This is a genomic window from Xanthobacter albus, assembly GCF_043194895.2.
Lineage (GTDB): Bacteria > Pseudomonadota > Alphaproteobacteria > Rhizobiales > Xanthobacteraceae > Xanthobacter.
This window is the reverse complement of sequence record NZ_CM195532.1, coordinates 3696262-3720785: the sequence shown is the minus strand read 5'-3', so window position 1 is coordinate 3720785 and position 24524 is coordinate 3696262. Positions and strand designations below refer to the sequence as shown.

Sequence of the window (24524 nt, the reverse complement as noted above, 5' to 3'; positions counted from 1 at the left end):
CCCGTGGCCCTGCGCCATGTCCAACCGGTCTTCGTGGAGGATCAGATGTCCGAGCATCAGCCGAGCGCGGTGAAGAGCGCGCCGAAGAAGTCCGTTTCCCTTTCCGGCGTCGTGGCCGGCAACACCGCTTTGTGCACCGTCGGCCGCTCCGGCAACGACCTGCACTATCGCGGCTATGACATCCTCGACGTGGCGGAGAGCTGCACCTTCGAGGAGATCGCTTACCTGCTGGTACACGGCAGCCTGCCCGCGCTGGCCGAGCTTTCCGCCTACAAGGCGAAGCTCGCCAGCCTGCGCGGCCTGCCCGCCGCCGTGCGCCGCACGCTGGAGGAGCTGCCCGCCGCCGCCCACCCCATGGATGTGATGCGTTCCGGCGTCTCTGCCCTCGGCTGCGTGCTGCCGGAGGCGGCCGACCACAACCATGCCGGCGCCCGCGACATCGCCGACCGGCTGCTCGCGTCCCTCGGCTCCATGCTGCTCTACTGGCACCATTTCTCGCAGAACGGGCGGCGTATCGAGGTGGAGACGGACGACGATTCCATCGGCGGCCACTTCCTGCACCTGCTCCATGGCCGAACGCCCCTGGAGAGCCATGTGCGGGCCATGCACACCTCGCTGATCCTCTATGCGGAGCACGAGTTCAACGCCTCCACCTTCACCGCCCGCTCCATCGCCGGCACGGGGGCGGATTTCTACTCGGCCATCACCGGGGCCATCGGCGCCCTGCGCGGGCCCAGGCACGGCGGCGCCAATGAAGTGGCGTTCGAGATCCAGAAGCGCTACGCCGACCCGGACGAAGCCGAGCAGGACATCCGCCGCCGGGTCGCCGCCAAGGAGGTGGTGATCGGCTTCGGCCACCCCGTCTACACGGTGGCGGACCCGCGCAACGCGGTCATCCGCGAGGTGGCCCGGCGCCTCTCGCAGGAGGCGGGCTCCACCCGCATGTTCGACATCGCGGGCCGTATCGAAGGGGTGATGGGCGAGACCAAGAAGATGTTCGCCAACCTCGACTGGTTCAGCGCCGTCTCCTACCACATGATGGGCGTGCCCACGGCCTTGTTCACGCCGCTGTTCGTCATCGCCCGCACCTCCGGGTGGAGCGCGCACATCATCGAGCAGCGGACCGACAACAAGATCATCCGTCCCTCGGCCAACTATGTGGGGCCGGAAAACCAGCCGTTCGTGCCGCTGGAGGCGCGGGGCCGCGCCGCTATCCGCGCCGCGTGAAGGAGAGAACGATGCCCTATCTCGTCGCATCCGACCTGCCGCAGGAGCCCGCCGGCGTCCGTTTCCGGGCGCTGGTGGAGCAGGGCGGCATCCTCAAGCTGCCCGGCGCGCACAACGGCATGGCCGCGCTGCAGGCGCGCGCCGCCGGCTTTTCGGGGCTCTACCTCTCCGGCGCCGCCATGACCGCCTCCATGGGCCTGCCGGACCTCGGTATCATCACCGTGGACGAGGTGGCCTTCTTCATCCGCCAGATCACGCGCGCCAGCGGCCTGCCGCTGCTGGTGGACGGCGACACCGGCTATGGCGAGGCCCTCAACGTGATGCATATGGTGCGCACGTTCGAGGATGCGGGGGCGGGCGCCGTCCATATCGAGGATCAGCTGCTGCCGAAGAAATGCGGCCACCTGAACGACAAGAAGCTGGCCGACGCGCGCGACATGGCGGCCAAGGTGGCCGCCGCCGCCAGGGCGCGGCGCCACCTCTACCTCATCGCCCGCACGGACGCCGCGGCGAGCGAGGGGATCGAGGGCGCGGTGGCCCGCGCGAAGCTCTATGTGGAGGCCGGCGCCGACGCCATCTTCCCCGAGGCCCTCAACGACGCGGAGATGTTCCGCGAGTTCGCCCGCCGCCTGCCCGGCGTGCCGCTGCTCGCCAACATGACGGAGTTCGGCCGGACACCGTTCTTCACCGCCGCGGAGTTCGAGGCCATGGGCTATCGGCTGGTGATCTGGCCCGTCTCCTCCCTGCGCGTCGCCAACAAGGCGCAGGAGAAGCTCTACGCGACCCTCGCCCGCGACGGCTCCACCGAGGCGATGGTGGACGAGATGCAGACCCGCGCCGAGCTTTACGACACCATCGGCCTCAAGGCGTTCGAGGCGCTGGACGCGTCCATCGTCGCGACCGTGGTGCCGACGCTCGCGGCCGAATAGGCGGGTGCGCGGCGGGCCCCTCCCGCCGCCGCCTCTGGCCCATGGCCGCGCGCCGCGGGGAGTCAGGCGGCGCTCGGCCTGGGTGTCTCGCCCGCCATCACGCGGTTTCGCCCCGCGGCCTTGGCGGCATAGAGCGCTTCGTCGGCGATGCGCAGCAGGTCAGGCCCGTCGAGCGCGTCCGTGGCCCGCAGGGAGGAGACGCCGATGCTCACCGTCACCTGGCGCAGCTCCGGGGCGCTGGGGTTCGGCGTCATGGTCATGATGGCGCGGCGGATCTTCTCGGCGATCGCCTGCGCGCCAGCGGCGTCCGTGGACGGCAGCAGCACCACGAACTCCTCCCCGCCGTAGCGCGCGGCGAAATCGCCCGGCCGGCGGATCGAGGCCGCCACCTGCCCGGCAAGCCGGCTCAGCACCTCGTCTCCCACGGAATGGCCGTGAACGTCGTTGACCCGCTTGAAGTGGTCCACGTCGATCATCAGGACCGAGAGGTCGTTGCCCATGCGGGCGGCTCGCCGCAGCTCGTTGGGGAAGGCCATGTCGAAAGCGCGGCGATTGGGGATGCCGGTGAGCGCGTCGGTGACGGCCATGGCCTCCAGCTGCTCCTCCATCTCCTGGCTGCGCATCAGCGCTACCCGCAGGGCCCGGAACAGCACAGCGATGAGGATACAGACGGCGAGAGTGATGGCGGCCGTGGCGAGCGCGCGCTCGTGCCATTCCTTCATGGCGGCGCTTTTCGAGATGCCCACCGCCAGCAGCAGCGGAAAATCCCCGATCCGCATGCTCACGTAATAGCGGCGCACGCCGTCGATGACGGAGCGCTCGGTCACGGGCTCGCCGGGGTGGCGCAGGAGCTTCTGGAAGACGGAGGATGAGGCGATGTCGGTGCCGCTCTGGACATCGTGCCCGGCGGGGGGCTGGCGGAACAGCAATATTCCGTCCGTCCGCATCAGGCCCACAACGCTGTCCGGGCCGAGGTTGACCTGCTGGACGAGGTCGCGGAAGAACGCCATGCGGATGGAGCCGATGGCGGCGCCGGCGAAGCTGCCGTCGGGCTGCGAGATGCGCCGGCTTATGGCGATGCTCGGGTCTCCATTGCCGATGCGGCTGGCGAAGGGCTTGCTGATGAATGTGCCGCGCCCTGGCTCGACCTGGGCCTGAAAGTAATCCCGATCGGCGAAGTTGCCGTTCCGCGGGGGGATGGCGCCGGAATCGAACCGGATGCTGCCCTCCGGGTTCAGCACGAGGAGCGCGCCGAGGTAGCGGGCGCTGGCCGCGCGGTCGAACAGCAGCATGTTGCGCATCTGCGGGTTCAGTTCGTCGAGGCCGTCGAGCTGCGAGGCCGCCTCCAGCCCGATCAGGGACAGCTCGATGATGTCGAGGTTGCGCTTGATGTTGGCCGCGATCGTGCGCAGGACGTTTTCCTCGGAGCGCGTCGCGAGCAGCCAGGTCGCCTGGTAGGACGTATAGAGAATGTAGCCCTGGACCGACACGATGGTGGTGATGAGCATTGCCACCACCATCGGGAAGATGGGGCCTCCCACAATGCGCTTCCATCCATGGCCCATGCGGCATTCCCTTTGGGAGGTCGCTGTGCTTCCTCCTTTGCCGCTTCAGCAATGAGGAAAGAGGGCGGATCTTTCAATCGCCCATCTCCATTTCCCATGGTTCACTTGCGTGAAAATTGCTTAGCGGAGCGGATATGTTTTCATCCAAAGCGGAGGGTTCCCTCATTGAGGGGTGAGGGATACACGGGCTGCAACCAGGAGTGCTGGCGCCGCGCTTGTAACTTCATGGCAAGGCAAGTGCTCCGGGGCACCGGCCGCCGGCTCGAAGGGTGCTGGAGGCGTCATGTCGGCGCCGAAGCCTGGGGCTCATGGCCATGTCGAAGTCTCCCCTTGAGCAGATCGCGAGGGCAGGCGAAGCGGGGGCAGAACAGGGCCGCCTCATCCGGCCGGGCGCCGGTCCGAGGCGCGCCGGGGGGCAACATCGATCCCCACCGTCGCCGTCGCCTGACGCGGGGGCTGTGGATACCATGCGGGCTCGCGGTGCTGTTCTGTCGCCTCCCGGGCGTGGGCCGACGGCTAAGATGCCTTCGGACGCGGCGTACGGGCATGCCGGTGCCATCACGGCCGAGCCGCGCGCGACAGGCGCCGGTCCCCGCTCAATATCATATAGTGCATTGTAATATATGAAATATTCAAACCTGGGCGAACCCCGCTTCCTGTGCGCTGGCGCCACGGGAAGGTGGCTTGCGTCCTGTCGAGGGCGCGCGCCCGAAGTTGCGGCAGGGCGCCCGGCATTTGGTCAAACTACTGAGATTTCAGGTTAAAGCTGTTCTGAAAGAAAATGCACGGTTTAGCAATAAGTTGAATTTGCTTGAGTTTCCTCCGGGGCGATGATCTTATCCCATATGGGGGCGGTGGGAGTAGCGTCAGGGATGCGTAAAGTCTGGTAAAGAGGCTAGTCCGAGCGCAAGTTTTGAAGGAAGTGGGCAGGAAATCCGTGTGCAGCGGTAATTGATGTGAGGGCGGCATGGTGACAATCACATCTATGGGCGATGTGGAACCCTTGCCGGCGGAATGAGAGCTTCGCATCACCCGCTCACGGTATGGATAACTTAAAATAATACCCCCACGTCAAGCAAGGGTTGCAAGGTGCAGCCTGTGATTTCAATCGGCTGATCAGTGAGGGTCTTCAATGTCCATAACCAACGATGCCCTTTCCATGGGGGCCTATGTCGGTGCCTCACAGGCAGGTGGCGGTCGCGGTGCCGGCTTCCTGGCGCGGTTCAAGATCTTCACGAAAATCCTGATGGTGGTCGGTGTGCTTTCGCTCGCCGCGCTTGCGATCACGGCCATCGGCGTGCGATCGCTCAGCACCCTCAATTCCACCGCCCAGTCCATGAGCGAGGTGTCGGAATCCGCGCTGAACGGCGCCCGGCTCTCCATCGGCATCACCATGCTCAGCCGTGGCGAATACCGCGTCGCCATCGATCCGAGCGAGCAGGCCCGCAAGGACATCATGCGGCAGGTGGAGGTGGAGCGCGCCAGCTTCTACAAGAACCTGGATACCCTTTCCTCCGCCCTGACCTCTTCCGACGACAAAGCGCAGCTGGACGAGATCCGCGCGTTGTTCGACACCTACATGGAACAGATGGCCGCGACCGTGCGGACCGCCGAAACCATGCAGGATCACGAGGTCAGCGAATCCACCGCAGTGCTGCGTGAATCCGCCCTCAAGGGGCGCGCCGCGGCTGAAAACGTACGCAAGAGCGTCGCCGCCCTGGTCCGCGCGCTCGACCTGCGCATGAGCCAGTCGGTTGCGAGCGCCGACGCGGAGTATCGGCAAGCATCCTCGGTGATGATGGGCGGTGCCGCCATCGGCATCCTGGTGTCGCTGGCCCTCGGCTACTTCATCGGACATTACGGCATCGCCCGACCCATCCGCGGCATCGTCAACGTGCTGCAGCAGATCGCGCGGGGGGACTACAACGCCGTCGTCGCCGGCACCGATCGCGCCGATGAGGTGGGCGAGGTGGCCAAGTGCGCCCTGGTCTTCAAGGAAAGCGGCCAGGAGAAGGTGCGCCTGGAGCGCGAGGCCGAGGAGGCCAAGATCCAGGCCGAGGCCGAGAAGCGCGCCGCCCTGGCGCAGCTCGCCGAGAGCTTCGAGGCCTCCGTGGGTGGCATCGTGGACATCGTTTCCTCCGCCGCGACCGAGCTCGAGGCGTCCGCCCAGACCCTGACCGCTTCCACCGAGGAGACCTCCGCCCAGAGCAGCGCCATGGCGGCGGCCTCCGAGCAGGCCTCCGCGAATGTGGAGACCGTGGCCGCCGCCGCCGAGGAGCTGGCCGGCTCCATCGCCGAGATCGGCCGTCAGGTGGAGGAATCCGCGCGCATGGCCCAGGCCGCCGCGGCCAATGCCGATGCCGCCACGGCCAAGATGCAGGCCCTTTCCACCTCCGCGACCAGCATCGCGGCGGTGGTGGACCTCATCAGCGCCATCGCCCAGCAGACCAACCTGCTCGCCCTCAATGCCACCATCGAGGCCGCGCGGGCCGGGGATGCGGGCCGTGGCTTCGCGGTGGTGGCCTCCGAGGTGAAAAGCCTCGCGGAGCAGACCGGCAAGGCGACGCAGCAGATCGCGGACCAGATCAACGCCATCCAGTCCTCCACCCACGATTCCGTGGAGGCCATGGCTGCGATCAACAAGGCGATCGAGGACATCAACGGCGTCTCCGGCATGATCGCTGCCGCCGTGACCCAGCAGATGGCGGCCACCGGCGAGATCGCCCGCAACGTGCAGCAGGCGGCCGTGGGCACCAAGCAGGTGTCCGAGAATATCGAGAGCGTCAGCGTCGCGGCTCGCGACTCGGGGGCGGCATCCACCCAGGTGCTTGCCTCCGCGGAGGAGCTGGCCCGGCAGTCCGAACGCCTGCGCGGCGAAGTCGATGGCTTCCTCGCCAACGTGCGGGCGGCCTGACGCGCGAACCTCGAACCGTCCAGGCCCCCGCCCGCGTGGGTGGGGGCTCCCGGCCGGCGGGTCGTCTCCCGCCGGCGTTGCGGCATCTCCAGCATTGGGCGTGCAGCCATCGGCCCGAGAGGCAGGCTTTGCCGGCAAAATCGCCGGATGGCCGCGCGGACATCCGCGCGCGGGCCGGCGACATGGGCTGGCCGATTCCTCTCTTCTGCCGACGCAGCCTGGTGGCGCCGAGGCGTTCCCCCGTCACTGGCGCGGATGCCCCGCCGATCACTCTTCAATCTGTTGGAGGTCGGCCGCACCTCCATGGCTTCCTTATAAGGGATCGCCGGCGCGGATTTGCCCTTCAGCGGGCGCGATCGTGCGGGCCGCTTGGCATGCCGTTGGCCGGGCTGCCGTGCCGCTGTCGTCTGCGCATCGCGCTTCGGCTGACATGGGGCACCCTGATGCGGCGGGTTCAGGCCCGTGAGCGGCGGCGTTGAAGTTGCGCTCAAGGACGCGCGCGGGCCTCTGTGAAGGCGCGCGAGTCGTCCTCACAGACGTGAGGCGCGGTGCGCGGGTCCGCCGCCGCCGACACGCCCGTTGTCATGTGCCGATTTCTGCGAGGTGCTGCCTGAAGCAGAGCGCGCCGGGCGCGGGATTGCCGAGGCAGGGCCGGGAGAGATGCGTATTGAGCGCTCCGCCTAGGGGGAGAGCTACGTGTGCAACGGGCGCTCTGAGCAGCGCACGACGCGATCGCACGCTTGGCAGGATTGGTGTCGGGGGATCATCCAGTTTAGCGCATGCCCGCGAGGCGCGGGACCCTCAGGCGTTGCGGCGCCACGGTGCCTGCTTCGTGCTCAGATTTTTGGAAGAAGATGGCTCCCCGAGCAGGACTCGAACCTGCGACCATTCGATTAACAGTCGAACGCTCTACCAACTGAGCTATCGGGGAACAGGTCGTTGCCGACCGAGGAGGGCGATATAGCAACCGGTTTGCCGCTTGTGAAGCCCTAACATGAGGCTGGCGGCGCTTACCTGTGGAAATCCCCCGGCCGTGGCGGCCGGGGGAGGATATCGTCACGCGCGCAGGAGGTTCTGCGCTCCGGCGTCCGCCTCGGGCTCCTTGTGCTCGTGGGCGAACTGGAGATGGTAGAAGCCATAGTAGCGGCCGCGCTTGGCGAGCAGCTCCTCGTGGGTTCCGGCCTCCACCACGCGTCCGCCGTCGACCACGCAGATCTTGTCGGCGCGCACCACGGTCTGCAGGCGGTGGGCGATGACGATGGTGGTGCGCTCGCGCTGGAGCGCGTGCAGCGCCTTCTGAACCGCGGCCTCGGATTCGCTGTCGAGCGCGGCGGTCGCCTCGTCGAGCAGGAGGATGGGGGCATCCTTCAGGAAGGCGCGGGCGATGGCGATGCGCTGGCGCTGGCCGCCGGAAAGCTGCGCGCCGTGCTCGCCCACATGGGTATCGTAGCCGTGCTCGAAGCCCATGATGAAGTCGTGCGCATGGGCGGCGCGGGCCGCGGCCATGATCTCGTCCTCGGTGGCGCCAGCCCGCCCGAAGCCGATGTTCTCGCGGATGGAGCCGGAGAACAGGTAGACGTCCTGGCTCACCAGCGCGACGGCGGCGCGCACGGAGCGGCGCGTCACCGTGCGGGTGTCCACCCCGTCGAAGCTCACGACGCCCGACTGCGGGTCGTAGAAGCGCTCGATGAGGTTGATGACGGTGGTCTTGCCGCCGCCGGACTGGCCCACCAGAGCGGTGGTCTGCCCGGGCTCGGCCAGGAAGTCGATTTCCCGCAGCACCGGCTCGGTGGGGCGGTAGCCGAACACGACCTTGCTGAACTCCACCCGTCCGCGCGGACGGGGCAGGTCCGGCGTGCCCGCCGGCTCCGCCTCGGGGGCGTGCGAATCGAGCAGGGCGAAGAGCATGCGCGCGCCCATCACCTGGCTCACCAGCTCCACATGCAGCCTGGAGAGGCGCTTGGCGGGCTCGTAGGCGAGCAGCAGCGCGGTGAGCACCGAGAAGAACTGGCCCGGCGAGCGCCCCGCCACGATCACGTTGTAGCCGGCGTAGAGGATGACGCCGCCGATGGCGAGCCCGCCCAGCGTCTCCATGAGGGGGCTGGACTTGGCCTGGGTGCGCACGAGGCGGTTGGTGTTCAGCTCCAGGTCGTCGATGAAGGCGCGGGTGCGCTCGCGCATTTCCGGTTCAAGCGTGTAGGCCTTCACCGTGCGGATGCCCTGGAACACCTCCAGCGCGATGGACGAGAGCTTCACGCCCGACTGGAAGCCGGTGGCGAACAGCTTCTTCGCCCGGCGGATGAGCTTGCGCGTGCCCAGCACCGCGGTCGGCATCACCACCAGGGCGATCACGGCCAGGAACGGGTCCTGCATGATGGCGACGGAGGCCAGCATGACGAGCGACACCAGGTCGCGGCCAATGGAGGAGATCACGAGCTCCAGCGTGCCCCGGGCGCCGGTGGCGCCCATGTTGAACCGCATGGAGATCTCGGCCGTGTGCGACTTCGAGTAGAAGGACACGTCCTGCTGCATCAGCTTTTCGAAGGCGCGCTTCTGGTTGTCGGCGACGATGCGGTTGCCGACCCGCGCCATGGTGATGGTCTGGCCGTAGGCCGAGATACCCTTGATGATGGAGAGCGCCATCACCGCGCCCGTCACCAGCCACACCGCTTCCGGCGTGGGGTGCACGAAGATGGCGTTGACCGCGTCGTTCATGAGATAGGCGAGGGTGGCCGTGCAGCCGCCCATCATCGCCATGAAGACGAAGGCGAGGGCATAGCCCTTCCAGTGGAGCTTCCCGTCGGAGAGCAGGAGCCGCCGCACGACGGACAGCGTCTCTTCGCTGCTGACGCGCTCCTTCGGCGGGTTGACCGTATTTGCGTTCATGCGGTTCTCCAGCGGAGGGCGAGGGGCCGACCGCTTCGCGTGCTGTTCAAGCGCCATGGCCGCGGCAAGTCAATTGCGCAAGACGCCCCGCAGGCGATCAAAGCAGAGGGCGGGCTCGGCCGCGCGCGCGGGAAGGTAGCCCGCAAAGGCATGCTTGGCATGCCGAATGGAGGCCACGGAGGGAATCGAACCCCCGTACACGGATTTGCAGTCCGCTGCGTAACCACTCCGCCACGTGGCCTCACGAAGTGCGCTTCTTACGGTGCCGGAAGGTGCCGCGCAAGGGTCCGGGTGTGGATATCCCTGCGCATTTCGAAATTCACTCCGCGTACCGTTTCGAAATTGCGTTCACGCGCTGTTCGCGATCCGATGGGCATGCCTCTTGCGCGTCGCATTCAGCGCCCGGTCGTATGTGCGTTTCGCATACCTATCGTAGGCTCGGCTGCGGTGCGCAGATAGGGCACGCCCTTGGCCGTCGGTAAGGCCGGCCTCTTCTAGCTCGGTCATGCCGCCGTGCCGGCAGGCGTCGAGGGTGAAGGTCTCGGGCAGCTCCAGGGCGGCGCGGACCTTGCGCACGATCCGCGCCATCTGGAAGATGGTGAATGGTTCGGCAGCCCCATCAGCTCGTGACTTCAGAATCATGGGCACACCGCGGCGGGGCAGGGCGCGTAGCACCTCTTCCGCCTCAGCATAGAAAAGCTCAACGCCACCGGCATCGTCGGGCCCATCCAGTGGATGGAGGACAGCTTCTCCGGTTTTATGGTGCTCGATCTTGATTGCTTGTGGCGCCGATGGCGACCGATAGTCGCTCCAGCGAACGTAGCCGGCGAGGACGTTCTCGGGCCTTTGCAGCCACTCAAAGCAGATGACGGCGGCTGCGGCCGCTTCCGGGTGTCCCAGGTCGATGGCGCCCCAGGCGAAGGTATACACGTCATCACGTGTCACCGCCGCCTTGATGCCTTTCACCCGGCGCTTGATGGCGACGCCGTCCCATGGGTTTGGGGTGGATTGGTCGAACAGGTTGGGGTGAAGACGGCGCACGATGGCCCAGGCCTTCTTAGCGATGGTCACCATCTTCTCACCCTGGCGCAGCCGCTCCCGGCCATCCTCTCCGCCGGTCACCTGAGCGTAGATCGCGTCGGCTGCGGCTGGCGAGACAGCCGAGATCTGGCGCTCTCCGATCTTCGGACCGCCTTTCGGCGGCTGGCACTCGGTGATGAGCCGGATGACCCGCTCGTAGTCGGGGCGCGAGCGCGGGGAGACCTTCTCCAGGTAGGCCTTGGATGCCTTGTAGGTGCGGAAGAGCCAACCGACCGTGCCGTACCTATCGATCGGAGCGGGCGCGGACCCGCGCCGGTTATCATCCCACTCGTCGAAGTGCGCGTTGAGGGTTGCCGCCTTGCCGCCTTTCCCATCCGGCCCGCAGGCGACGGCGTAATCACTGCCCAGAGGCTCGTTGGGAATGTCGCACCCAATGCGGCGGTAATATGTGGGCACCACCCAATAGAATCCGGTCCCGCCTTTGGCGAGTTCGCGCCGAACCACAAAACGCGGCAGAGGCAGTGCAACCGTCAGAAGTCCGCGGCGGCGTCCCGCACCCTTTGCGTTTCGGGCGGGAGGATGGCCTGATCCAGATCGTCCTTGAGCCACAGCTTGCGGCGCCCTTCGCTAATGCATGGATGGGGATACTCGTGGCCAACGCGAATCATGAAAGACTCGACGCTGGGCTCTCCGCAATAGCCGGCGGCGAGTTCTGCGGGCATGCGGCGGGGCCATGAGCCAGAGGGGATTATCGACGGTCGCATGCGTCACCTCCCGCCACGCGCGCCAAGGGCGCCCACGAGACCGCCTCTTCATGAGCGTGGGCCGTAGCCCCCTCGATCAGCGTGTCGATTTTCGCGCCGTCTCCTTTCGCTGCCATGGCGACGGTGAGCCCGAGAGATGTCGCGAGGCGCTCCGCCAGATCTTTCACGTCAGCGGTCATTGGCGCCTCCTTCGGCGAGCTTGATCTCGTGGTCGATCATGGCGGTAAACACCGAGCCGTAGAGACAATCATCCGGACCTTGCTGGCGCCGCGTAGCGGCATCGCGCATCCCAAACGTCGGTTCCCGCATCGCCTTCAGGACAGCAAGAGCCTCCGCGCGATGACGCTCCTTCTTGTATAGGGATAACCCCTCCCATGTGCCGGTACGCCGGTTTGCGCTGTAGATCGCCCGCGCGATCCGCTCCACCATCTCACTGCTCATGGGAGGCTCCTTCGGCGAGAGCGGCACGGCCGGCATCAGTGATACGCCAGCACCGTCCGATGCGCTCAACCAGACCCCGATTGGAAAGGGTGCGTAGGCGGCCCGCCGCCCATGGCGTGTCATAGGCGTGACCGCAACCCTCAGCGATCCATTGGGCGTATGCGCTTTGGCCGTCATCCAGGAAGCGCAGGATCAGCATGTGCTCGTCCGTCAGCTTCGCCATGCTCACCCCTCCTTCCAGGTGATAGCGGCGCGGCCGGCGTCGGTAAGCGACCACATGGTGTCTCGGCCCACGCGGGAGAATGTGGCCCAGCCCTTCCGACGCCAGCGCTGCATGATCTTGTCGGCCTCGCGGCCATGCTTATAGGTGGGGCGGTCATGCGCGCCGTCCTGGCGCATCTCAATCTCTGACATCTCGCCGTAGGTGTATGGCTCAGCCTGGAGGGCGCGGGCGATCATTGCGGTTTCGACGGCCTTGCCGAAGATCTCCATGCTCACCCCTCCTTCTTCGGGAGGGGGAGGGCGCCTTGCCGCGCCAGTTCGATAATCGTGTGAGCGTGAGCGACGATTTGGTCGATCCGTAACCGCAAGGTCATTTCCCGATCTGCCGCCCCGCGCTCGAAGTCGTCGGGATGGGCGGGCGGGGCAAAACGCGCCAACCTACGTGCGATCAAGTCGGCGGGAGGCCCATCAGCGGGAGACGGGCCCAGGTTCCATTCGGCCACCATGTCAGCGATGGATACTGCGGCTCGCGCGAGCCATTCAGGGTCAGCCACCGGCTCCACCTTGCCGGCGCTGGCCGAGGCCGGAGGCTGTGGGGCGGCAAGGTCTTTGGCCAGGAGGTCGAGCACCTGGGCCACGATGGTCTTATGCCCGTTTCTGTCCAACGTGATCGCACTGAGGCATGCCTCGCTACGCCCCGGAGCTTGGATGCGTAACCACGTCCGTCCGTCGCTCTCACGTACCGACAGTTTCCAGCCGGGCGGGATGGCGCCCGTGTCGAGCGCGGCGCGGGCTTGCCATGCAGCCCATGCGGCAGCAACGGATACGTCGTGCTGGACAGGATCGGATGGCGCCATCCACTCCCACGCCTCGAAGCGCTCCCGCTCCTGCGCGGTCTTGTCGGTGTCAGTGGTCATGCTGCCTCCTGGATGGTGGCCGGCAAGGTGTCGATGTTGCCGAGGCGCGGCGCGAAGGTGTACGCGGCGACCCAGCTGTTGGCCTCCCATGCGCCGGGGCCGTTGAGGCTGTCCCAAAGAGATCGGTAGCTGTCCCGCGCGGTAGAGCAGCATTGCGATTGCGGCATCAGGTAGTCTCGCCACCCATCGCTGTCGCACTCGACGCCTTCAGCGATAGCATCCGCCTCGCTGATGTCCTGCAGCCGCTCCACCCGCACCTCGGATACGTAGAGCGTGAGGCGGCTGGCCCAGCGGGGCATGTGGATGGAGGGGCGCCACCTCGAACCGTTGATCTCTACAGCTTCAAGATCGCATCCCGACATCAGCCGGATGTGTTCGCGAAAATCATCAATGCTGTCGTGACCATCAGCGCGATACCCGGCGAGGCCATCAGACACCTCGCTGAACGCGCCGCCATGGGTTCGGCGGATATGATTGATGGTGTGGTAGTGAGCCCACGTCTCTCTCACCCACAGGCGGTCTCCCGCTTGGTGCGGTGTGACAATGCCCACGCCTGTCGTGCGGTGCCACATCCCGACCATTTCCGGCACCGGTATCTGCAGGCCGTCAGGGCCACATGTGAAGCACTTGCCGCCCCCGTGTGTCGTAGGCTCCCATCCGCCCATGTCGGGGCGCTCATAGATGGGGCCGCCGCTTGCCGTCCGTGTCGGCAGTCTCATGATCCGACGGGTCTGCGTCTTACCCGTTCCGGGCGCCGAGATCTCCCGGATGAGGGCGCGGATCATCGGCGCGGTGAAGAGGATGGGGCGGTCAGCCATGTTGGGCCTCATTGCATTTCGGGCACGGCACGCCGCGCCGGACCTCGCTGTCCTGCATGTCGAAGAGCCAGCCGGCGTCGTGTCCGCAGCGGCGGCATTGGAAGTGGGCGCCCTTGCTGGTGCGCCAGCCGGGCATCATCCCAGGGGCCTCCCCGTGGTCGACCGCGTGCATCATCACGCGGCGGGAGGCGGCGGGCCGGGTGCCGAAGAGGTCATCCATGCTCTCCTCCCGGCCGGGCTCTGGTCTCGTTGATGATCGCCTCTGCCCTGTCCTCGTCCCCGGTGGCGCACCAGAGGGCGAGCGCCAACATGAACGGGTCGATGCCGTGGAGAGCCCAGAAGGCTTCCTCGCCGATGCGGTGCTGGGCGTCGGGCGCATCCTGGTGGTGGTGCCGGCAGAGCGGCAGCGCCCATTCATCGGACGGACGCTCTCCACCACCGGTTTCCCGCTTGCCGTGGACGGCGGAGCCCATGCGAATGTGCGCGGCCTCAACGAAACTGTGGGACCCACAGACGCAGCAGGGCAGCGATCGGATGAACTTCAGATGCTGCTGGTGCAACTGGCGGGGCCGGCGCTTGCCCTTGGCCGGGGCAGCGGAGAAAGCCGTGGCCGGACGGACGATGCGCATGGGGCGGCTCACTTGGCGCCTCCATCGTCGATGACGGCGTCCACCAGATCGTCCCGCAGGACGAATTGGACGATGGACGAGAGCAGCTCGACGGGGGCCCGGCCGCGCCGCTTGGCGTGGTCGAGCAGGGTCTGCGCGAGGTCGCCGCGGAGGGTGAGCTCCACGTCGAGCACGACGTCGTCGGGGATCTGGCGGCGTGTGATCTTGTTCATGCGGCCGTCTCCCAGGCGCCGTGCGCAGCGAGCCAATCATGGAGATCGCGAACAAGCTGAAGGTCCTCCCAGGCATCGTGGTGCCCGCGCTCTTCCTTCCGCTCCAGCAGGATCTCAGCCGCCTCGGATAGGCTCGGCCATTTGATGCTGCCATCCTCCCGCGCGATCCGGCAGAAGGGCGTGGCCGCCTTCATGGTGTCGACGAATTCCAGGCCCGGCCGGGTCCACAGCTTGGTGTCCTTGCCCCGGCGCAGCAGCAGCCCCTCGACGATCCGGCGGTCGAAGTCGACGCCGTGGCCCACCACGCGCTCCGCCTGCGCGGCCAGTCCGCAGAGCACGCCCAACGCCGCCACCTCCGACAGCCCGCGCTTGGACGCGGCACGGGTGGAGATGCCGTGCACCGCCTCCGCGCCGGCGCGCACCTGCCGGCCCTCCGCCTTGATGTGCAGGTGGAAGAAGTCGCCGGAGACACCGTCCACCACCAGCTCGGCGGCGATGCTTACTGCCCAGGGCTGCGCCGGATCGTCGAGGGGGAGGTTCTCCTTCAGGAGGTCGCTCGATTCCGTGTCGATGAAGAGGATGGCGGTCATGACCGCTCCCCCCGCGCCTTGAGCATGGCGTCGGCGTGTATGAAGCGGACGCGGGCGTCTGCATCTATCCACCAGCGTATGCAATTCAGCTCGTTGCCGGGCTCCCACTTCGGAGGGGCCTCCCCCATCACGACGGCGGCCCATGATTCGGACAACTCCGTGGTGGGGTAGTGGGTGGCGAACCAGTCGCGCAGGTTCATACCCCGTTCGACGAAGGAGAACTTCACGCCATACTCGTTCGTGTCGTCCCAGGCGTTCGGGAAGGCGGCACCGCCATCGTTGCTCTGGTCAGTCATCGTTGCGGCCCTCCGCTTTGGCGATGGTCGCCTTGGTGTCGGCCAGTAGCTCGGCTTTCTCGGCGGCATGGCGCTCGACGTTCCACGCGCCGCCGTCGAGGGCGGCCCAGCGCTTCGCGATGCTCAGGAGGTCGGGCGCCGCGTCGATCAGGCGGAAGTTTGCATCGGCCTCTTCAGGGAGAGGGCGCCGATGGGTATCCACGGGGAGAGGATTCGGGAGGTGCGCCACGAGCGTCTTCCCATCCGCGGCGAAGCACCCGCCGCGATTCTCGAATGCATTGAACGAGGACCACGGTCCCGGGCTGTGCGCGCTCATGCTCCTGCCAGCTCCCTGACTTGGAGGCCAACGTCCTCAATGGTGATCTCGCCCTTGAGCCGGCGCTGGTGGAGCGCGTAGATCTCGCGCAGCACCTCCAGGTCCTCGTCCGCCGGTTGGCCGGAAATCTTGTCCATGAAGGCCTTGTGCAGGGTCTTGAGGCTGCTGGCCTGGGCCGCGCGGGCGAGCGCCTGGGAGTAGGCCTGGCAGTCCGCAGCGGCGAGGGTGACGGTGTCGGAGGACGGGCCGGCATTCTGGGGGGCGGATGACGCCGGCCCGTCCTCCTGCTCGCCCTGCGACTGGGGCGAGGTCTCGGTGGCAGCCTCGGTGGGGAGGTCACCGGGGAAGTCGTCGGTGGTGGTCGGTGGCGCGGCCGAGGTGGCGGACTGTTCAGAGGCAGGGACGCCAACAGCGGTGTCCACTTGGCTCGTCTCGCGCTCGACATGCGCGATGGAGAAGCCTGGGGCCGACCCCGAGCCCTTGAGGCGGGACGCGAGGCTCGGCCGATCCGGCGTCACGTCGCGAATGTCGCGATAGTCGGCCTCGTCCTCGATGCGCAGTGCGTCCGCCAGCTCGGGGGACGCCGGCATGCGCTTCATGAGGCGGCGGATGACGGTCTTCTTCGCCATCTCGCCCTCATCCGTCCCCCAGGGGGTGGACTTGATCTTGCCGGCCTTAAACGCCTTCCAGCCGTCAGAGCGGTCTCGGATCTTGTGGATGTCCCGGAGGGTCATGACCTCGAAGTCGGTCTCGCCGCCCGCCAGCTTCACCACGGCATAGTAGGCATAGGCCTCGCCACGATCCTGTGCGAGATTCGGCTTGTGGTGGAGGCGCTTTTCATCGCCCAGCACGCACTCGAACTCGTCGCGTTCGCACACCTCGTGGGCGTAGGATGAGGTGATCTCGCCCGACTGCCGGCCGAGCTTAATCAGCCCTCGATAACCTACGCGGAGCTGCGGTTCGGCTCTGTTCTCCCGCGCATTCCAGCCGGTGATGAGGTAGGCCTCGCCAAGCTGAGGATCGAGCAGCAGTCCGAGCGCGGCGGCCTTGGACACTTCGTTGAAGACCGCCTCGGGCTGGCATTTCAGCAGGTTGGGATGTTGCCGAAGCGCGATTGCGAGATTGCGTTCGAACCGCTCGGGCTTCACATGGGCCGGGAGCGTCGCGAACAGGGACTGCGCACGCTCCGGCGGCAGCACCTCCGCCTTGAAGGCGTCGTAGGGGGAGATGGAGGTGACTTGGTTCACGCTGCGTCCTCCTGAGGCAGGAGGCCCACGTCCGTCTCGGCATCGAGGCGCTTGCGCAGCCACTCGGGGATATAGGCCTTGGCCTCACCCTCAAATGCCGGCCATTCGCCGGTCTCCAGGCACTTGGCGAAGGTGTCGATGCCGCGCCGGACTTGCCGTCGGGCATAGTCCAGCCAGACCCCATCCACCTCGATGATGGACACGGCATACGGCGGCACCTTTTCGACCGCCACCAGCACGAAGGCCGCCATCTCGATGCCGCAGACGGCCTTGAGCGCCATGCCGGTGAGTGCGCCCTGCATCGCATAGCCACGATCCAGGATAGCGCGCTCCATGGCGCGCGGCGCGGCGTCGGCGGCGGTCTTGAGGTCTACCACCACGCCGTCGCTGACCGGGAGCACGTCCGGCCGGCTCTTGAGCCACACGCCGGTGTGGTCGCGCCAGAGCAGAGATCGTTCGACTTCACCCTGAAGCAGCCCGGCTTTGATGAGCGGGTGCCGGGCGAGCGAGGCGGCGATCCCCTTGATGTGCTGCACCTGTTCCGGCGTCAGCACCGTCTTGCCGGCGTCGCGCTGGGTGTCGCGCCACTCCCGCGCCGCCTTGGTGCGATAGTCTGGAAAGTCGTCGGGCCGAACCGCGAAGTGCTCGCGGAAGCCGGTCTCTCCGAGTAGCAGCGTGTGCGCTGCCTGTCCGAAATCGAGCGCGTCGCTTGGATCGTTGGCGACACGGAGTGGGTTCAAGTAGCTGTCCACGAAATAGTGGGCCGGGCTCTGGAGCTCGATCTTGCGCAACCCGGATGAGCTGATGCTCGGGCCGGTGCAGCAGTCGCCGTGATAGAGCTCAATGTCGATGGCGTAGACGCCGGGCTCGCTGACCTTGGCGTTGGCGGGAAGCTTTCGAACGGGGATCATCAAAACACCTCCTCGTCGTCATAAGTGCCGGCTTCGGCTGCGCGCCGTTCGATCTCGTGACGTGCGGTGAAAAGCACGTCGTCATCGAAGTCCCGGACGGCGATCCATTCGAGGAAGCCGAGGTCCACCTCGGACCAGAGGTGGCCGCGCCACTTGCCGATGTGGCAGCGCACCTGGAGCGCGGGCTCGTTGGTCCAGCGGATCAGGTCGTCGAGAGGGGCGAGGGCGAGCAGGTCCCGCAGGTGAAAGGCGGTGACGTAGGCGTCGGGGTAGGCGCGATGCGACACAGCGGCTTCGGAGCGGTCGAGGCCGGCCGGGCGCCGCCAGTAACGCAGTGCCTGATTGGAATGGGCGGGGGCGTCGCGCCATAGGCGGAGGGCCGCCTTGTACGTACAAATCCACGGCACTCCGCCGGTCAGATCATCGGTGCACCACTGGCGCTCCATCTTCGCGCTGTGGGCGGCGAAGGCGATGGGGGCCACGGGGCTGGGCCGAAGGATTGCGGCGGCGGCCACCTCCCAGGTCGGAGCATCGGCTACGTCCTCATCGACGATGTGATGGATGGCCGAGGTCTCAGGCGGGATCGGCCGGCCGGGGTTCACCAGCTCGTTTCCGCCGCCGGTGACACGCCATTGGAGTAAGCCGGTGGTCGGGTCCGCGACATCCGCATGGACATCGCACCAGCCGATCTCGCAGACGGCGTGCTCGGGCGGCTCAAAGCCGGTGGTTTCCAGGTCGATAATTCGGATGAACATCACACCAGCTCCCGTTCTACGGCCAGCCACTCGGGCACATCGACCACCCAAGATTCGCCGTCGTCGGCTCGGGTGATCTCGATAAGGGCGATGGGCAGCCACACGAGGCGGCCGGTCCCGTGATCGCGGACATGGACAGCGCGATCAGTGCGCGCGATCAGGTCCACGTTGAGCTCGATGAGTTCCACGGCGGTGGTCATCGCGGCCTCAGTAAGTGATCGAGACGTTCGGGACAGATCGGGCGGCGATCAGGTCGATGGCCCTCTCCGCGGCGTCCTGCGGCACTCCACCGGCCACCAGCGCAGAGATCGCGGTGCGATGGACGTTGTTGCGCCGGCGGGTGTTGGCCTCGCGACGCGCCGCCTCCGCAGATGCCGCGGACTTGGCTTCCTCCGCCTCGCGCCGCAAGCGTTCCTCGGTCTCGCGCGCGCGCCGTTCCGCGTCCTCGGCCTGGCGTCTCAGCGCCTGCTCGCGCTCCTCGGCCGCCTCCCGCTCGCGCCGCACCGCTTCCTCGGCGCGACGAGCCTCGGCGGCAGCCCTCTCTTCGACCTCGCGCCGGGCGCGTTCGGCCGCATCGCGGGCGATCTGCTCCTCGTGGTCCTTCTTCGCGCGCGCCTCGGCGGCGGCGCGCAGAGCCGAGAGCTCAGCCTGCTCGGCTTCATACCGCTCGCGGGCCTCGATCCCGGCTTCGAGCTGGAACAGGGCGATGTCCTTGGCCCGGCCGTAGGCGGCCTCGAACTCCTCGCACCAGGGGCCGATGGCGACGGCCTTCACTTCGGCGAGGGCGTCGCGCATATAGCCGGAGGGGATCTGGAGCTCGCCCTTGGCGCCGAGGTCTTCCATGCGGGTAATCGCTGCCTTGTGGTCGGCGATACGCTTCTCTTCGGCCTGCTCCCAGTCGGTGAGCGGCTGGCGTACCTCTTCCGCCCACCCGTCGAGCGTGTCGCGCACGTGCTTCCTGGCCGCGTCGATCTTCTTCGGGATTTCCTTCTGAACATCGTTGAGTGCCTTGCCGGCGCCGTCCAGGTAGGTCTTCACCTTGGTGATCTTGAATGCGAAGGACTTGATCTCAGCCCGCCCCTTGGTGGTGGAGATGTCGGGCCGGAAGGCGTCGATCTCCTGCCGGACCTTGGACAGGTATGGGTCGAGCGCCGCGGGGGTGGTGAACACCGAGAGCGCGTTCTGCGGCTCGATGGTGATGAGTTCCAAATCCATGCGTTGACCCCTTGGGATGTCTGCGAGCACGCGGGTCGCGGCGTCGCCGAGAGAGGTGAAGTTCGGGGGCAGGGGGCCGGTCACAGCCGGTTCCTCCTGCGATTTCGGACCCAGCGCGCCGCGTCAGCGAGCAGCACGCCGAATGCGATGGCGAGTGAGAGCCAGATGGCGCAGGCGGCGAGGATCTGGAGCATCAGGCGCTCCAAGTAGAGAGGGCTTGAGCCGCCGCACCCTGGTCAGGGCCTGCGGGAGGGCGCGGCGGCTCATGCGTCGCCACGACGGCGGCGCTTGTCGTGTGAACGGCGGGCATGCTCATGCCTCAGCCCGGGTGCCCTGGGTGGCGAGCACAAAGCTCACGCGGGCCAGGACATAAACGAGTGTCGGGATGGCGAGGCCCAGCGCTGCCGCTGCGGCGAGCCGCCAGTCCGTCGCCGCATGGGCGAACGCCAATGCATTCAGGCAGCCGCTGATGGCCAGGAGCACCATCACAGCGGGATGGGCCCACCGCCCGACAGCTCGCCTGACGGCCTCGGTCGCCGCGCAAAGCAACGCCACCTCGAAGGCGAGAAACCCTAGGTCCACGCCGACGGCGAGCGCCCAGCACTCCCAAGCCGCCGCCCCGGTCACCAGCTCGATCCCGTGGGCGAGGTGAGACAGGGACAAGCCGGTAAGCACCACGGCGACGCCCCCGGTAGATCCGGCGGCAAGGTATTGGCGCCTCAGCCGCCGCGGGTTCGCGGTAGAGACTTTCGGCATCGGTCCGCGCACGGGTTGCACTGGCCGGGAGGTGCGCGGCTTTGACGATGGATGGGTGACAACGTCGGACATGTCACCACCCCATCCAATCGAGAGCGGGGGAGCGGACCAGGGCGCGGAGCCATGTCCAGGCGAGGGAGAGGGCGGAAAGGATGAGGATCATTCCGCGGCCTCCGCCTTGGCGATGGCGGCGAGAGCGTCCGCGAGGTCTGTATTGTCGAGGTGCGTCTGGACAGCCTCTTTGCCGTGATTGGCGACGATGGCCCTGAGCAACGCCAGCATCTCCGGCGCAGCAGCTATCAGGCGGGCGTTGGCTTCGATCTCCTCCCAGCTACGCTTCTTCCTGAGGATGCTGTCCTGGAAGAATGTCGCCGGATCTACGCTGCAAATGTCCTGAATGTAGTCGTTATCGATTTCGACCATGCCGCCGACCGCGTACCACGGCCCCTGCGTGTGCTTGCTGGTCATTCCGCGGCCTCCGGATAGAGCGCCCGCTCATGAGCGGAGATGGCGCGGGAGCACCAGTCGCGGATGGCCATCACGTCCTCGACGGTGACGGGGCGAGCGATCTCCATACGGGAACCGTACAGGACCAGCTCAAAGGGCCGTTCCAGGCGCCCGTTGCGGGGGCGCGAGACAAGCTTGAGGCCGAGGATATGGCCCTCTTGCCGCACCACGCCCGCGGGGAAATTCATCGGCGGCACCTGGAGATCGGGATAGGTCATGCTGCGGGCTCCAATGCGAGGGCGGCCAGCTCATCGTCGATGCGTGCCAGTTCGGCGGTCACACATGCGGCGCCGCCGCGCGCGAAGAGGATGCTGTCCGGGCAGGTGAGCGGGCTCGCCACGCGGGCCCGATACGCGAGGAGGTCTTCGCGGCGACGCTGGACATCGGAGAGCCGGGCGCGGCGGGTGCGCTCCACGGCAAGGCCGAGGTCGGCTTCGGCGCGGGCCTGGGCATATGCGCGGGCCTGCCGGATGAGGTGGATGTCCGCCGGCCGCCGCGCCGCCGGCCGCTTCGCCCAAAAGGCGCGGCTCGACAGGTATTGCCGGTTCGCGAGCGCAGCGACGGCGGCGGCATCGATCTCCAGGTCAGCGGTGATGAGCTGGCGGTTCATCAGGTTCCTCATCGTGAGAGGGGCGGGCATGGCCCGCCCCTCGGGGCGGTCAATCGCCGTAGCCGTAGCCGTAGCCGGAGCCGGAGCCGGAGCCGGAGCCGTAGCCGGAGCCGTCGCCGTAGCCGGAGCCGTCGCCGGAGCCGTCGCCGGAGCCGGAGCCGTCGCCGGAGCCGTCGCCGTAGCCGGAGCCGGAGCCGTAGCCGGAGCCGGAGCCGGTGCTATCAGCCGCGGTAGACACTGGCGGCCTCCCACTTCTCGACGGCCGCCTCGGTCACCGGGGCCACCGCGGTGATCTTGCGCAGCGTGATGTCCGCCTGGGCACCGATGCTCGCGCCCGTCGCGGGGCCCTCGGCCGCGAGGCCCATGAAGCCGCCCTGGCCGCTCGGCCAGTAGATGCAGTTGCGGGCACGCTTGAGCTCGATCACGTCGCCACTGGTGTCGGTGGCGTAGCCGAAGAACACGCCGCGGTATTCGGTCGTCACGAGCACAGGCTTTTCGGTCGCGTCGGTCATGTCTGGTCCTCTTTCTGGGGTGGTGAAGGGGAAGGTGGGACGGGCTCGCTGCCCGCCCCGTTGGCTCAGGCCGCCTTGGGCGTCTGGAGGGTGGCCAGTGCCGCGGCGACATCGTTCGGCCACTTGGCGGCGAGCCGGACCAGCAGGTCGCGGGGGGCGCTGGCGCTGAGGGAAAGCGCATAGGCCGGGTTATCTGCGGCCCGGAGCGCATCTTCGAGGATCCTCTTGAGGACCTCGGCTTCGGTGGTGGTCTAGTTGGTCATGTCATCCGCTCCCGTTTCGATGAGCAGAAGCTACAAGCAAGCTAGTCGTCACGTCAACTAGGTATCTAGTAATTTTCTTTAGGCCGGGCTAATGTCCATCTCTGCCGCCGCCGATCCCGCGTCGCGAGGAGCCGCGGAATTGAGCGGTGGCAACGATCCCCTGAGGAGGGTCCCGGCTGAGTAGGCGGGGGGTCGTCTGGCGGATTACCGAGGCGCCGGGTGAAAGAGGGAGTTGGTCACAATCCACGCCGAACCGAAGCGGCGGACCACGACGCAGGGCACTGCGGACGAATACGGAGGCAGGTTGCGGCGAAGCGCCCTATGAGGCCGCAACTCGCATGCGAGACGTGGGGGTGTCCAAAGCCTCCCCTCGGCCAGCATGCAGGGAACCCAGTTCGTGCGACGACCGGCCGGCCCACGATGGCCCGCTGGCGGAAGGCCGCAGAGCCGCGCACGCGCTGGGAGACCCTGCATGTTCAAAGGGCTGTGTTGGGGGATAGGGTAGGGATAGAACCTAACCGATAGAGCAGCATCTGTTTAAATGAGAAATATATCTCACTACATTTCAGATGTTATTCTTGTCACATACGTTTTAGGTTGAGAGGTGCGCGCGTTCACGACCGCATGGGTGTTATTCCACCCCTCCAGCTTCATCGAATTCCTCTGGAATCGATCCGAACCGCGCAAGCTCGACCGGAGGTCCCCAGTCTCCGAGGTCCGGGTTAGGGGATGTCCGCGACCACGCGACCACTCCGAGCTTGGTGCTCTTCAGCAACTGGGCCTTGGCTCGTGCCTGAGTTGCGCTTTGGCAAGCGATCGGCTCTTCGGCCACAGGGAACCCATCGATATCAACGAATGCCTGGACGACGTGGATGGTGACCGGCGCGCTCATGCCGCGGCTCCTTCGCGGGCGGGGAAAATCTCGACCGTGACCGCCCGCCCGTCGGCGCCTCGGCTTCGGCATGGCGCACACCGGAAGCGGCGGGTCATCTGGCCAGCGGGTGCTAGGGGAGGAACGCCCCAGCGCCGGAAGTGCTCCGGGAAAAATACCCCCGCGTGGCCGCAGTCGCGGCAGACGATCAGAACCGAAGAAACGTGTGATACCAAGCATTCTGAATGTGCCCCCGCCATTCTCCAGCCTCGCATGTTCCTCATTTGTTCCATTTATGAGCAAGGTTGTGCTGAGAGTCGAATCGTTTCTCTCGGCTGTGAATTGTGGTGAGAATCAGCCGCGACTGGCGCCCCAGATCACATGCACGGTGAGCACGCGATCGGCCGGGAAACGCAAAATGCTGTCCTCGCCTTCTGGTGGGTTGAGCTGTTCCAGCACCAGTTCTTTGGCATTCCGAGACACGAAGCGCTTCACGTAACCGTAGGGCGGGTCGCCATCGTCGCCGGTGATCTGTACGAGCACATAGTCGCCGCGCTTGACGGGCAGGCTGGGGTGGATCGTGAGCAGGTCGCCCGGCTCGTAGCGCGGGAGCATGGATTCGCCGGTGTGATAGACGGCATAGGCGCCGGCGACTGTTTCCAGGGCCGGCGGGCACAGCACGTCCGCGATCTTCGAGCCGTTCAGGATGAACTTGCCGTCCTCGTTCATGCCGCCCGCCGCATGGCCGTACACTGGGATGGTCTTGTGTGAGAACCGAAGTGGGACTGGGTGCGAGGCATCCGGAGAGGGAAGGGACGTCGGCGCTTCAGATGCGGGCTCGGGTATGACCTCCGTGCCGACATCGCTGAGCATATAAGTGGGGTCGAGATCGGTCACCGTCACCCCCAAGGCTCGGGCGAGATTGGGGAGTTTCTTCGTCGTGAGGTCTTTGCCGTTTTCAAGCCGGGAAATGAGCTGCTGGCTCACACCGGCCGCTTTAGCGAGCTTCGGCTGAGACAGCTTCATCTCCTCACGGAGGCGCTTCAGGTTCTCGGCAAGGGTCATGCGAAAGCCCTACCAGAACCCTTGTAGATCGCCACACAAGAGTGC

The 24524-nt window shown here is 66.8% G+C and carries 31 protein-coding genes and 2 tRNA genes; 3 read left to right on the top strand and 30 right to left on the bottom strand.

What is annotated here, in order from left to right:
* Positions 1-45 precede the first annotated feature (45 nt).
* The gene (gene prpC, locus V5F75_RS16800; RefSeq protein ID WP_394033929.1) at positions 46-1227 is read left to right on the top strand and encodes a bifunctional 2-methylcitrate synthase/citrate synthase; all 1182 of its coding nucleotides are present in this window, start codon (positions 46-48) and stop codon (positions 1225-1227) included.
* An 11-nt stretch (positions 1228-1238) separates the two neighbouring features.
* A complete protein-coding gene (prpB, locus tag V5F75_RS16795) occupies positions 1239-2156 on the top strand; it encodes a methylisocitrate lyase (RefSeq protein WP_394033928.1) in 918 nt (305 codons plus the stop codon).
* Positions 2157-2218: 62 nt separating this feature from the next.
* On the opposite strand, the gene V5F75_RS16790 is transcribed toward prpB, so the two are convergent.
* On the bottom strand, positions 2219-3676 hold the full coding sequence (locus tag V5F75_RS16790) for a diguanylate cyclase (RefSeq protein ID WP_509212101.1): 1458 nt from the start codon (positions 3674-3676) through the stop codon (positions 2219-2221).
* Positions 3677-4853: 1177 nt separating this feature from the next.
* Here V5F75_RS16790 and V5F75_RS16785 point away from each other — a divergent pair.
* Positions 4854-6635, top strand: a complete 1782-nt coding sequence (locus V5F75_RS16785) for a methyl-accepting chemotaxis protein (RefSeq protein WP_394033926.1) — start codon at positions 4854-4856, stop codon at positions 6633-6635.
* An 855-nt stretch (positions 6636-7490) separates the two neighbouring features.
* Here the strand turns inward: V5F75_RS16785 and V5F75_RS16780 are convergent.
* From V5F75_RS16780 to V5F75_RS16640, 29 genes are all read right to left on the bottom strand, one after another.
* Positions 7491-7566 (bottom strand) — tRNA-Asn (locus V5F75_RS16780).
* A gap of 125 nt (positions 7567-7691) precedes the next feature.
* Positions 7692-9521 carry an ABC transporter ATP-binding protein gene (locus V5F75_RS16775; RefSeq protein ID WP_394033925.1) on the bottom strand — a complete coding sequence of 610 codons (1830 nt, stop codon included), beginning with the start codon at positions 9519-9521 and terminating at the stop codon, positions 7692-7694.
* Positions 9522-9688: 167 nt separating this feature from the next.
* Positions 9689-9762, bottom strand: a tRNA-Cys gene (locus V5F75_RS16770).
* A gap of 107 nt (positions 9763-9869) precedes the next feature.
* Positions 9870-11021, bottom strand: coding sequence for a site-specific integrase (locus V5F75_RS16765; RefSeq protein ID WP_394033924.1), 1152 nt, complete (start codon positions 11019-11021; stop codon positions 9870-9872).
* A 289-nt stretch (positions 11022-11310) separates the two neighbouring features.
* Positions 11311-11505, bottom strand: coding sequence for a hypothetical protein (locus V5F75_RS16760; protein ID WP_394033922.1), 195 nt, complete (start codon positions 11503-11505; stop codon positions 11311-11313).
* Positions 11495-11767 (bottom strand): hypothetical protein, encoded by a 273-nt coding sequence (locus V5F75_RS16755; RefSeq protein WP_394033921.1) that lies wholly within the window; start codon positions 11765-11767, stop codon positions 11495-11497. The genes V5F75_RS16760 and V5F75_RS16755 overlap by 11 nt, the downstream gene beginning before the upstream one ends.
* Positions 11757-11990 (bottom strand): hypothetical protein, encoded by a 234-nt coding sequence (locus V5F75_RS16750; RefSeq protein WP_394033920.1) that lies wholly within the window; start codon positions 11988-11990, stop codon positions 11757-11759. The genes V5F75_RS16755 and V5F75_RS16750 overlap by 11 nt, the downstream gene beginning before the upstream one ends.
* A 2-nt stretch (positions 11991-11992) precedes the next feature.
* Entirely contained in the window at positions 11993-12259 is a 267-nt protein-coding gene (locus V5F75_RS16745; RefSeq protein ID WP_394033919.1) for a hypothetical protein, read from the bottom strand.
* Between the two features lie 2 nt (positions 12260-12261).
* The gene (locus tag V5F75_RS16740; RefSeq protein ID WP_394033918.1) at positions 12262-12906 is read right to left on the bottom strand and encodes a hypothetical protein; all 645 of its coding nucleotides are present in this window, start codon (positions 12904-12906) and stop codon (positions 12262-12264) included.
* Positions 12903-13724: a hypothetical protein gene (locus V5F75_RS16735; protein ID WP_394033917.1), complete on the bottom strand. Its 822-nt coding sequence runs from the start codon at positions 13722-13724 to the stop codon at positions 12903-12905. Before V5F75_RS16735 ends, V5F75_RS16740 begins: the two co-directional genes overlap by 4 nt.
* Positions 13717-13944 carry a hypothetical protein gene (locus V5F75_RS16730; protein WP_394033916.1) on the bottom strand — a complete coding sequence of 76 codons (228 nt, stop codon included), beginning with the start codon at positions 13942-13944 and terminating at the stop codon, positions 13717-13719. The genes V5F75_RS16735 and V5F75_RS16730 overlap by 8 nt, the downstream gene beginning before the upstream one ends.
* Entirely contained in the window at positions 13937-14353 is a 417-nt protein-coding gene (locus V5F75_RS16725) for a DUF968 domain-containing protein (RefSeq protein ID WP_394033915.1), read from the bottom strand. The genes V5F75_RS16730 and V5F75_RS16725 overlap by 8 nt, the downstream gene beginning before the upstream one ends.
* Before the next feature lie 8 nt (positions 14354-14361).
* Positions 14362-14565: a hypothetical protein gene (locus V5F75_RS16720; protein ID WP_394033914.1), complete on the bottom strand. Its 204-nt coding sequence runs from the start codon at positions 14563-14565 to the stop codon at positions 14362-14364.
* Positions 14562-15155 carry a 3'-5' exonuclease gene (locus tag V5F75_RS16715; protein ID WP_394033913.1) on the bottom strand — a complete coding sequence of 198 codons (594 nt, stop codon included), beginning with the start codon at positions 15153-15155 and terminating at the stop codon, positions 14562-14564. Before V5F75_RS16715 ends, V5F75_RS16720 begins: the two co-directional genes overlap by 4 nt.
* Positions 15152-15451, bottom strand: coding sequence for a hypothetical protein (locus tag V5F75_RS16710; protein WP_394033912.1), 300 nt, complete (start codon positions 15449-15451; stop codon positions 15152-15154). Before V5F75_RS16710 ends, V5F75_RS16715 begins: the two co-directional genes overlap by 4 nt.
* Positions 15444-15767: an XkdD/Y8K6 family phage-associated protein gene (locus V5F75_RS16705; RefSeq protein ID WP_394033911.1), complete on the bottom strand. Its 324-nt coding sequence runs from the start codon at positions 15765-15767 to the stop codon at positions 15444-15446. The genes V5F75_RS16710 and V5F75_RS16705 overlap by 8 nt, the downstream gene beginning before the upstream one ends.
* On the bottom strand, positions 15764-17014 hold the full coding sequence (locus tag V5F75_RS16700) for a recombinase RecT (protein ID WP_394033910.1): 1251 nt from the start codon (positions 17012-17014) through the stop codon (positions 15764-15766). The genes V5F75_RS16705 and V5F75_RS16700 overlap by 4 nt, the downstream gene beginning before the upstream one ends.
* Positions 17011-17925 carry a PD-(D/E)XK nuclease-like domain-containing protein gene (locus tag V5F75_RS16695; protein ID WP_394033909.1) on the bottom strand — a complete coding sequence of 305 codons (915 nt, stop codon included), beginning with the start codon at positions 17923-17925 and terminating at the stop codon, positions 17011-17013. Before V5F75_RS16695 ends, V5F75_RS16700 begins: the two co-directional genes overlap by 4 nt.
* Complete coding sequence (locus V5F75_RS16690; RefSeq protein WP_394033908.1) at positions 17925-18680, bottom strand: 3'-5' exonuclease; 756 nt, start codon at positions 18678-18680, stop codon at positions 17925-17927. Before V5F75_RS16690 ends, V5F75_RS16695 begins: the two co-directional genes overlap by 1 nt.
* Complete coding sequence (locus V5F75_RS16685) at positions 18680-18880, bottom strand: hypothetical protein (RefSeq protein WP_394033907.1); 201 nt, start codon at positions 18878-18880, stop codon at positions 18680-18682. Before V5F75_RS16685 ends, V5F75_RS16690 begins: the two co-directional genes overlap by 1 nt.
* Before the next feature lie 7 nt (positions 18881-18887).
* Positions 18888-19895 carry a hypothetical protein gene (locus V5F75_RS16680; RefSeq protein ID WP_394033906.1) on the bottom strand — a complete coding sequence of 336 codons (1008 nt, stop codon included), beginning with the start codon at positions 19893-19895 and terminating at the stop codon, positions 18888-18890.
* Positions 19896-20207: 312 nt separating this feature from the next.
* On the bottom strand, positions 20208-20723 hold the full coding sequence (locus V5F75_RS16675; RefSeq protein ID WP_394033905.1) for a hypothetical protein: 516 nt from the start codon (positions 20721-20723) through the stop codon (positions 20208-20210).
* A gap of 87 nt (positions 20724-20810) precedes the next feature.
* The gene (locus V5F75_RS16670; RefSeq protein ID WP_394033904.1) at positions 20811-21119 is read right to left on the bottom strand and encodes an XkdD/Y8K6 family phage-associated protein; all 309 of its coding nucleotides are present in this window, start codon (positions 21117-21119) and stop codon (positions 20811-20813) included.
* Entirely contained in the window at positions 21116-21376 is a 261-nt protein-coding gene (locus V5F75_RS16665) for a hypothetical protein (protein ID WP_394033903.1), read from the bottom strand. Before V5F75_RS16665 ends, V5F75_RS16670 begins: the two co-directional genes overlap by 4 nt.
* Positions 21373-21768: a hypothetical protein gene (locus V5F75_RS16660; RefSeq protein WP_394033902.1), complete on the bottom strand. Its 396-nt coding sequence runs from the start codon at positions 21766-21768 to the stop codon at positions 21373-21375. The genes V5F75_RS16665 and V5F75_RS16660 overlap by 4 nt, the downstream gene beginning before the upstream one ends.
* A 49-nt stretch (positions 21769-21817) precedes the next feature.
* Complete coding sequence (locus V5F75_RS16655; protein ID WP_394033901.1) at positions 21818-22006, bottom strand: hypothetical protein; 189 nt, start codon at positions 22004-22006, stop codon at positions 21818-21820.
* Positions 21990-22280, bottom strand: a complete 291-nt coding sequence (locus tag V5F75_RS16650; RefSeq protein WP_394033900.1) for a DUF6948 domain-containing protein — start codon at positions 22278-22280, stop codon at positions 21990-21992. The genes V5F75_RS16655 and V5F75_RS16650 overlap by 17 nt, the downstream gene beginning before the upstream one ends.
* 894 nt (positions 22281-23174) lie before the next feature.
* The gene (locus V5F75_RS16645; RefSeq protein ID WP_394033899.1) at positions 23175-23435 is read right to left on the bottom strand and encodes a hypothetical protein; all 261 of its coding nucleotides are present in this window, start codon (positions 23433-23435) and stop codon (positions 23175-23177) included.
* A 333-nt stretch (positions 23436-23768) separates the two neighbouring features.
* Positions 23769-24479: a helix-turn-helix domain-containing protein gene (locus tag V5F75_RS16640; RefSeq protein WP_394033898.1), complete on the bottom strand. Its 711-nt coding sequence runs from the start codon at positions 24477-24479 to the stop codon at positions 23769-23771.
* Between the last annotated feature and the right edge of the window lie 45 nt (positions 24480-24524).

Excerpts from the sequence above, each read along its gene's own strand:
- prpC (WP_394033929.1), top strand. The coding sequence starts at position 46 with ATGTCCGAGCATCAGCCGAGCGCGGTGAAGAGCGCGCCGAAGAAGTCC.
- prpB (WP_394033928.1), top strand. The coding sequence starts at position 1,239 with ATGCCCTATCTCGTCGCATCCGACCTGCCGCAGGAGCCCGCCGGCGTC.
- V5F75_RS16790 (WP_509212101.1), bottom strand. The coding sequence starts at position 3,676 with ATGGTGGTGGCAATGCTCATCACCACCATCGTGTCGGTCCAGGGCTAC.
- V5F75_RS16785 (WP_394033926.1), top strand. The coding sequence starts at position 4,854 with ATGTCCATAACCAACGATGCCCTTTCCATGGGGGCCTATGTCGGTGCC.
- V5F75_RS16775 (WP_394033925.1), bottom strand. The coding sequence starts at position 9,521 with ATGAACGCAAATACGGTCAACCCGCCGAAGGAGCGCGTCAGCAGCGAA.
- V5F75_RS16760 (WP_394033922.1), bottom strand. The coding sequence starts at position 11,505 with ATGACCGCTGACGTGAAAGATCTGGCGGAGCGCCTCGCGACATCTCTC.
- V5F75_RS16755 (WP_394033921.1), bottom strand. The coding sequence starts at position 11,767 with ATGAGCAGTGAGATGGTGGAGCGGATCGCGCGGGCGATCTACAGCGCA.
- V5F75_RS16750 (WP_394033920.1), bottom strand. The coding sequence starts at position 11,990 with ATGGCGAAGCTGACGGACGAGCACATGCTGATCCTGCGCTTCCTGGAT.
- V5F75_RS16745 (WP_394033919.1), bottom strand. The coding sequence starts at position 12,259 with ATGGAGATCTTCGGCAAGGCCGTCGAAACCGCAATGATCGCCCGCGCC.
- V5F75_RS16740 (WP_394033918.1), bottom strand. The coding sequence starts at position 12,906 with ATGACCACTGACACCGACAAGACCGCGCAGGAGCGGGAGCGCTTCGAG.
- V5F75_RS16735 (WP_394033917.1), bottom strand. The coding sequence starts at position 13,724 with ATGGCTGACCGCCCCATCCTCTTCACCGCGCCGATGATCCGCGCCCTC.
- V5F75_RS16730 (WP_394033916.1), bottom strand. The coding sequence starts at position 13,944 with ATGGATGACCTCTTCGGCACCCGGCCCGCCGCCTCCCGCCGCGTGATG.
- V5F75_RS16725 (WP_394033915.1), bottom strand. The coding sequence starts at position 14,353 with ATGCGCATCGTCCGTCCGGCCACGGCTTTCTCCGCTGCCCCGGCCAAG.
- V5F75_RS16720 (WP_394033914.1), bottom strand. The coding sequence starts at position 14,565 with ATGAACAAGATCACACGCCGCCAGATCCCCGACGACGTCGTGCTCGAC.
- V5F75_RS16715 (WP_394033913.1), bottom strand. The coding sequence starts at position 15,155 with ATGACCGCCATCCTCTTCATCGACACGGAATCGAGCGACCTCCTGAAG.
- V5F75_RS16710 (WP_394033912.1), bottom strand. The coding sequence starts at position 15,451 with ATGACTGACCAGAGCAACGATGGCGGTGCCGCCTTCCCGAACGCCTGG.
- V5F75_RS16705 (WP_394033911.1), bottom strand. The coding sequence starts at position 15,767 with ATGAGCGCGCACAGCCCGGGACCGTGGTCCTCGTTCAATGCATTCGAG.
- V5F75_RS16695 (WP_394033909.1), bottom strand. The coding sequence starts at position 17,925 with ATGATCCCCGTTCGAAAGCTTCCCGCCAACGCCAAGGTCAGCGAGCCC.
- V5F75_RS16690 (WP_394033908.1), bottom strand. The coding sequence starts at position 18,680 with ATGTTCATCCGAATTATCGACCTGGAAACCACCGGCTTTGAGCCGCCC.
- V5F75_RS16685 (WP_394033907.1), bottom strand. The coding sequence starts at position 18,880 with ATGACCACCGCCGTGGAACTCATCGAGCTCAACGTGGACCTGATCGCG.
- V5F75_RS16680 (WP_394033906.1), bottom strand. The coding sequence starts at position 19,895 with ATGGATTTGGAACTCATCACCATCGAGCCGCAGAACGCGCTCTCGGTG.
- V5F75_RS16675 (WP_394033905.1), bottom strand. The coding sequence starts at position 20,723 with ATGTCCGACGTTGTCACCCATCCATCGTCAAAGCCGCGCACCTCCCGG.
- V5F75_RS16670 (WP_394033904.1), bottom strand. The coding sequence starts at position 21,119 with ATGACCAGCAAGCACACGCAGGGGCCGTGGTACGCGGTCGGCGGCATG.
- V5F75_RS16665 (WP_394033903.1), bottom strand. The coding sequence starts at position 21,376 with ATGACCTATCCCGATCTCCAGGTGCCGCCGATGAATTTCCCCGCGGGC.
- V5F75_RS16660 (WP_394033902.1), bottom strand. The coding sequence starts at position 21,768 with ATGAACCGCCAGCTCATCACCGCTGACCTGGAGATCGATGCCGCCGCC.
- V5F75_RS16650 (WP_394033900.1), bottom strand. The coding sequence starts at position 22,280 with ATGACCGACGCGACCGAAAAGCCTGTGCTCGTGACGACCGAATACCGC.
- V5F75_RS16645 (WP_394033899.1), bottom strand. The coding sequence starts at position 23,435 with ATGAGCGCGCCGGTCACCATCCACGTCGTCCAGGCATTCGTTGATATC.
- V5F75_RS16640 (WP_394033898.1), bottom strand. The coding sequence starts at position 24,479 with ATGACCCTTGCCGAGAACCTGAAGCGCCTCCGTGAGGAGATGAAGCTG.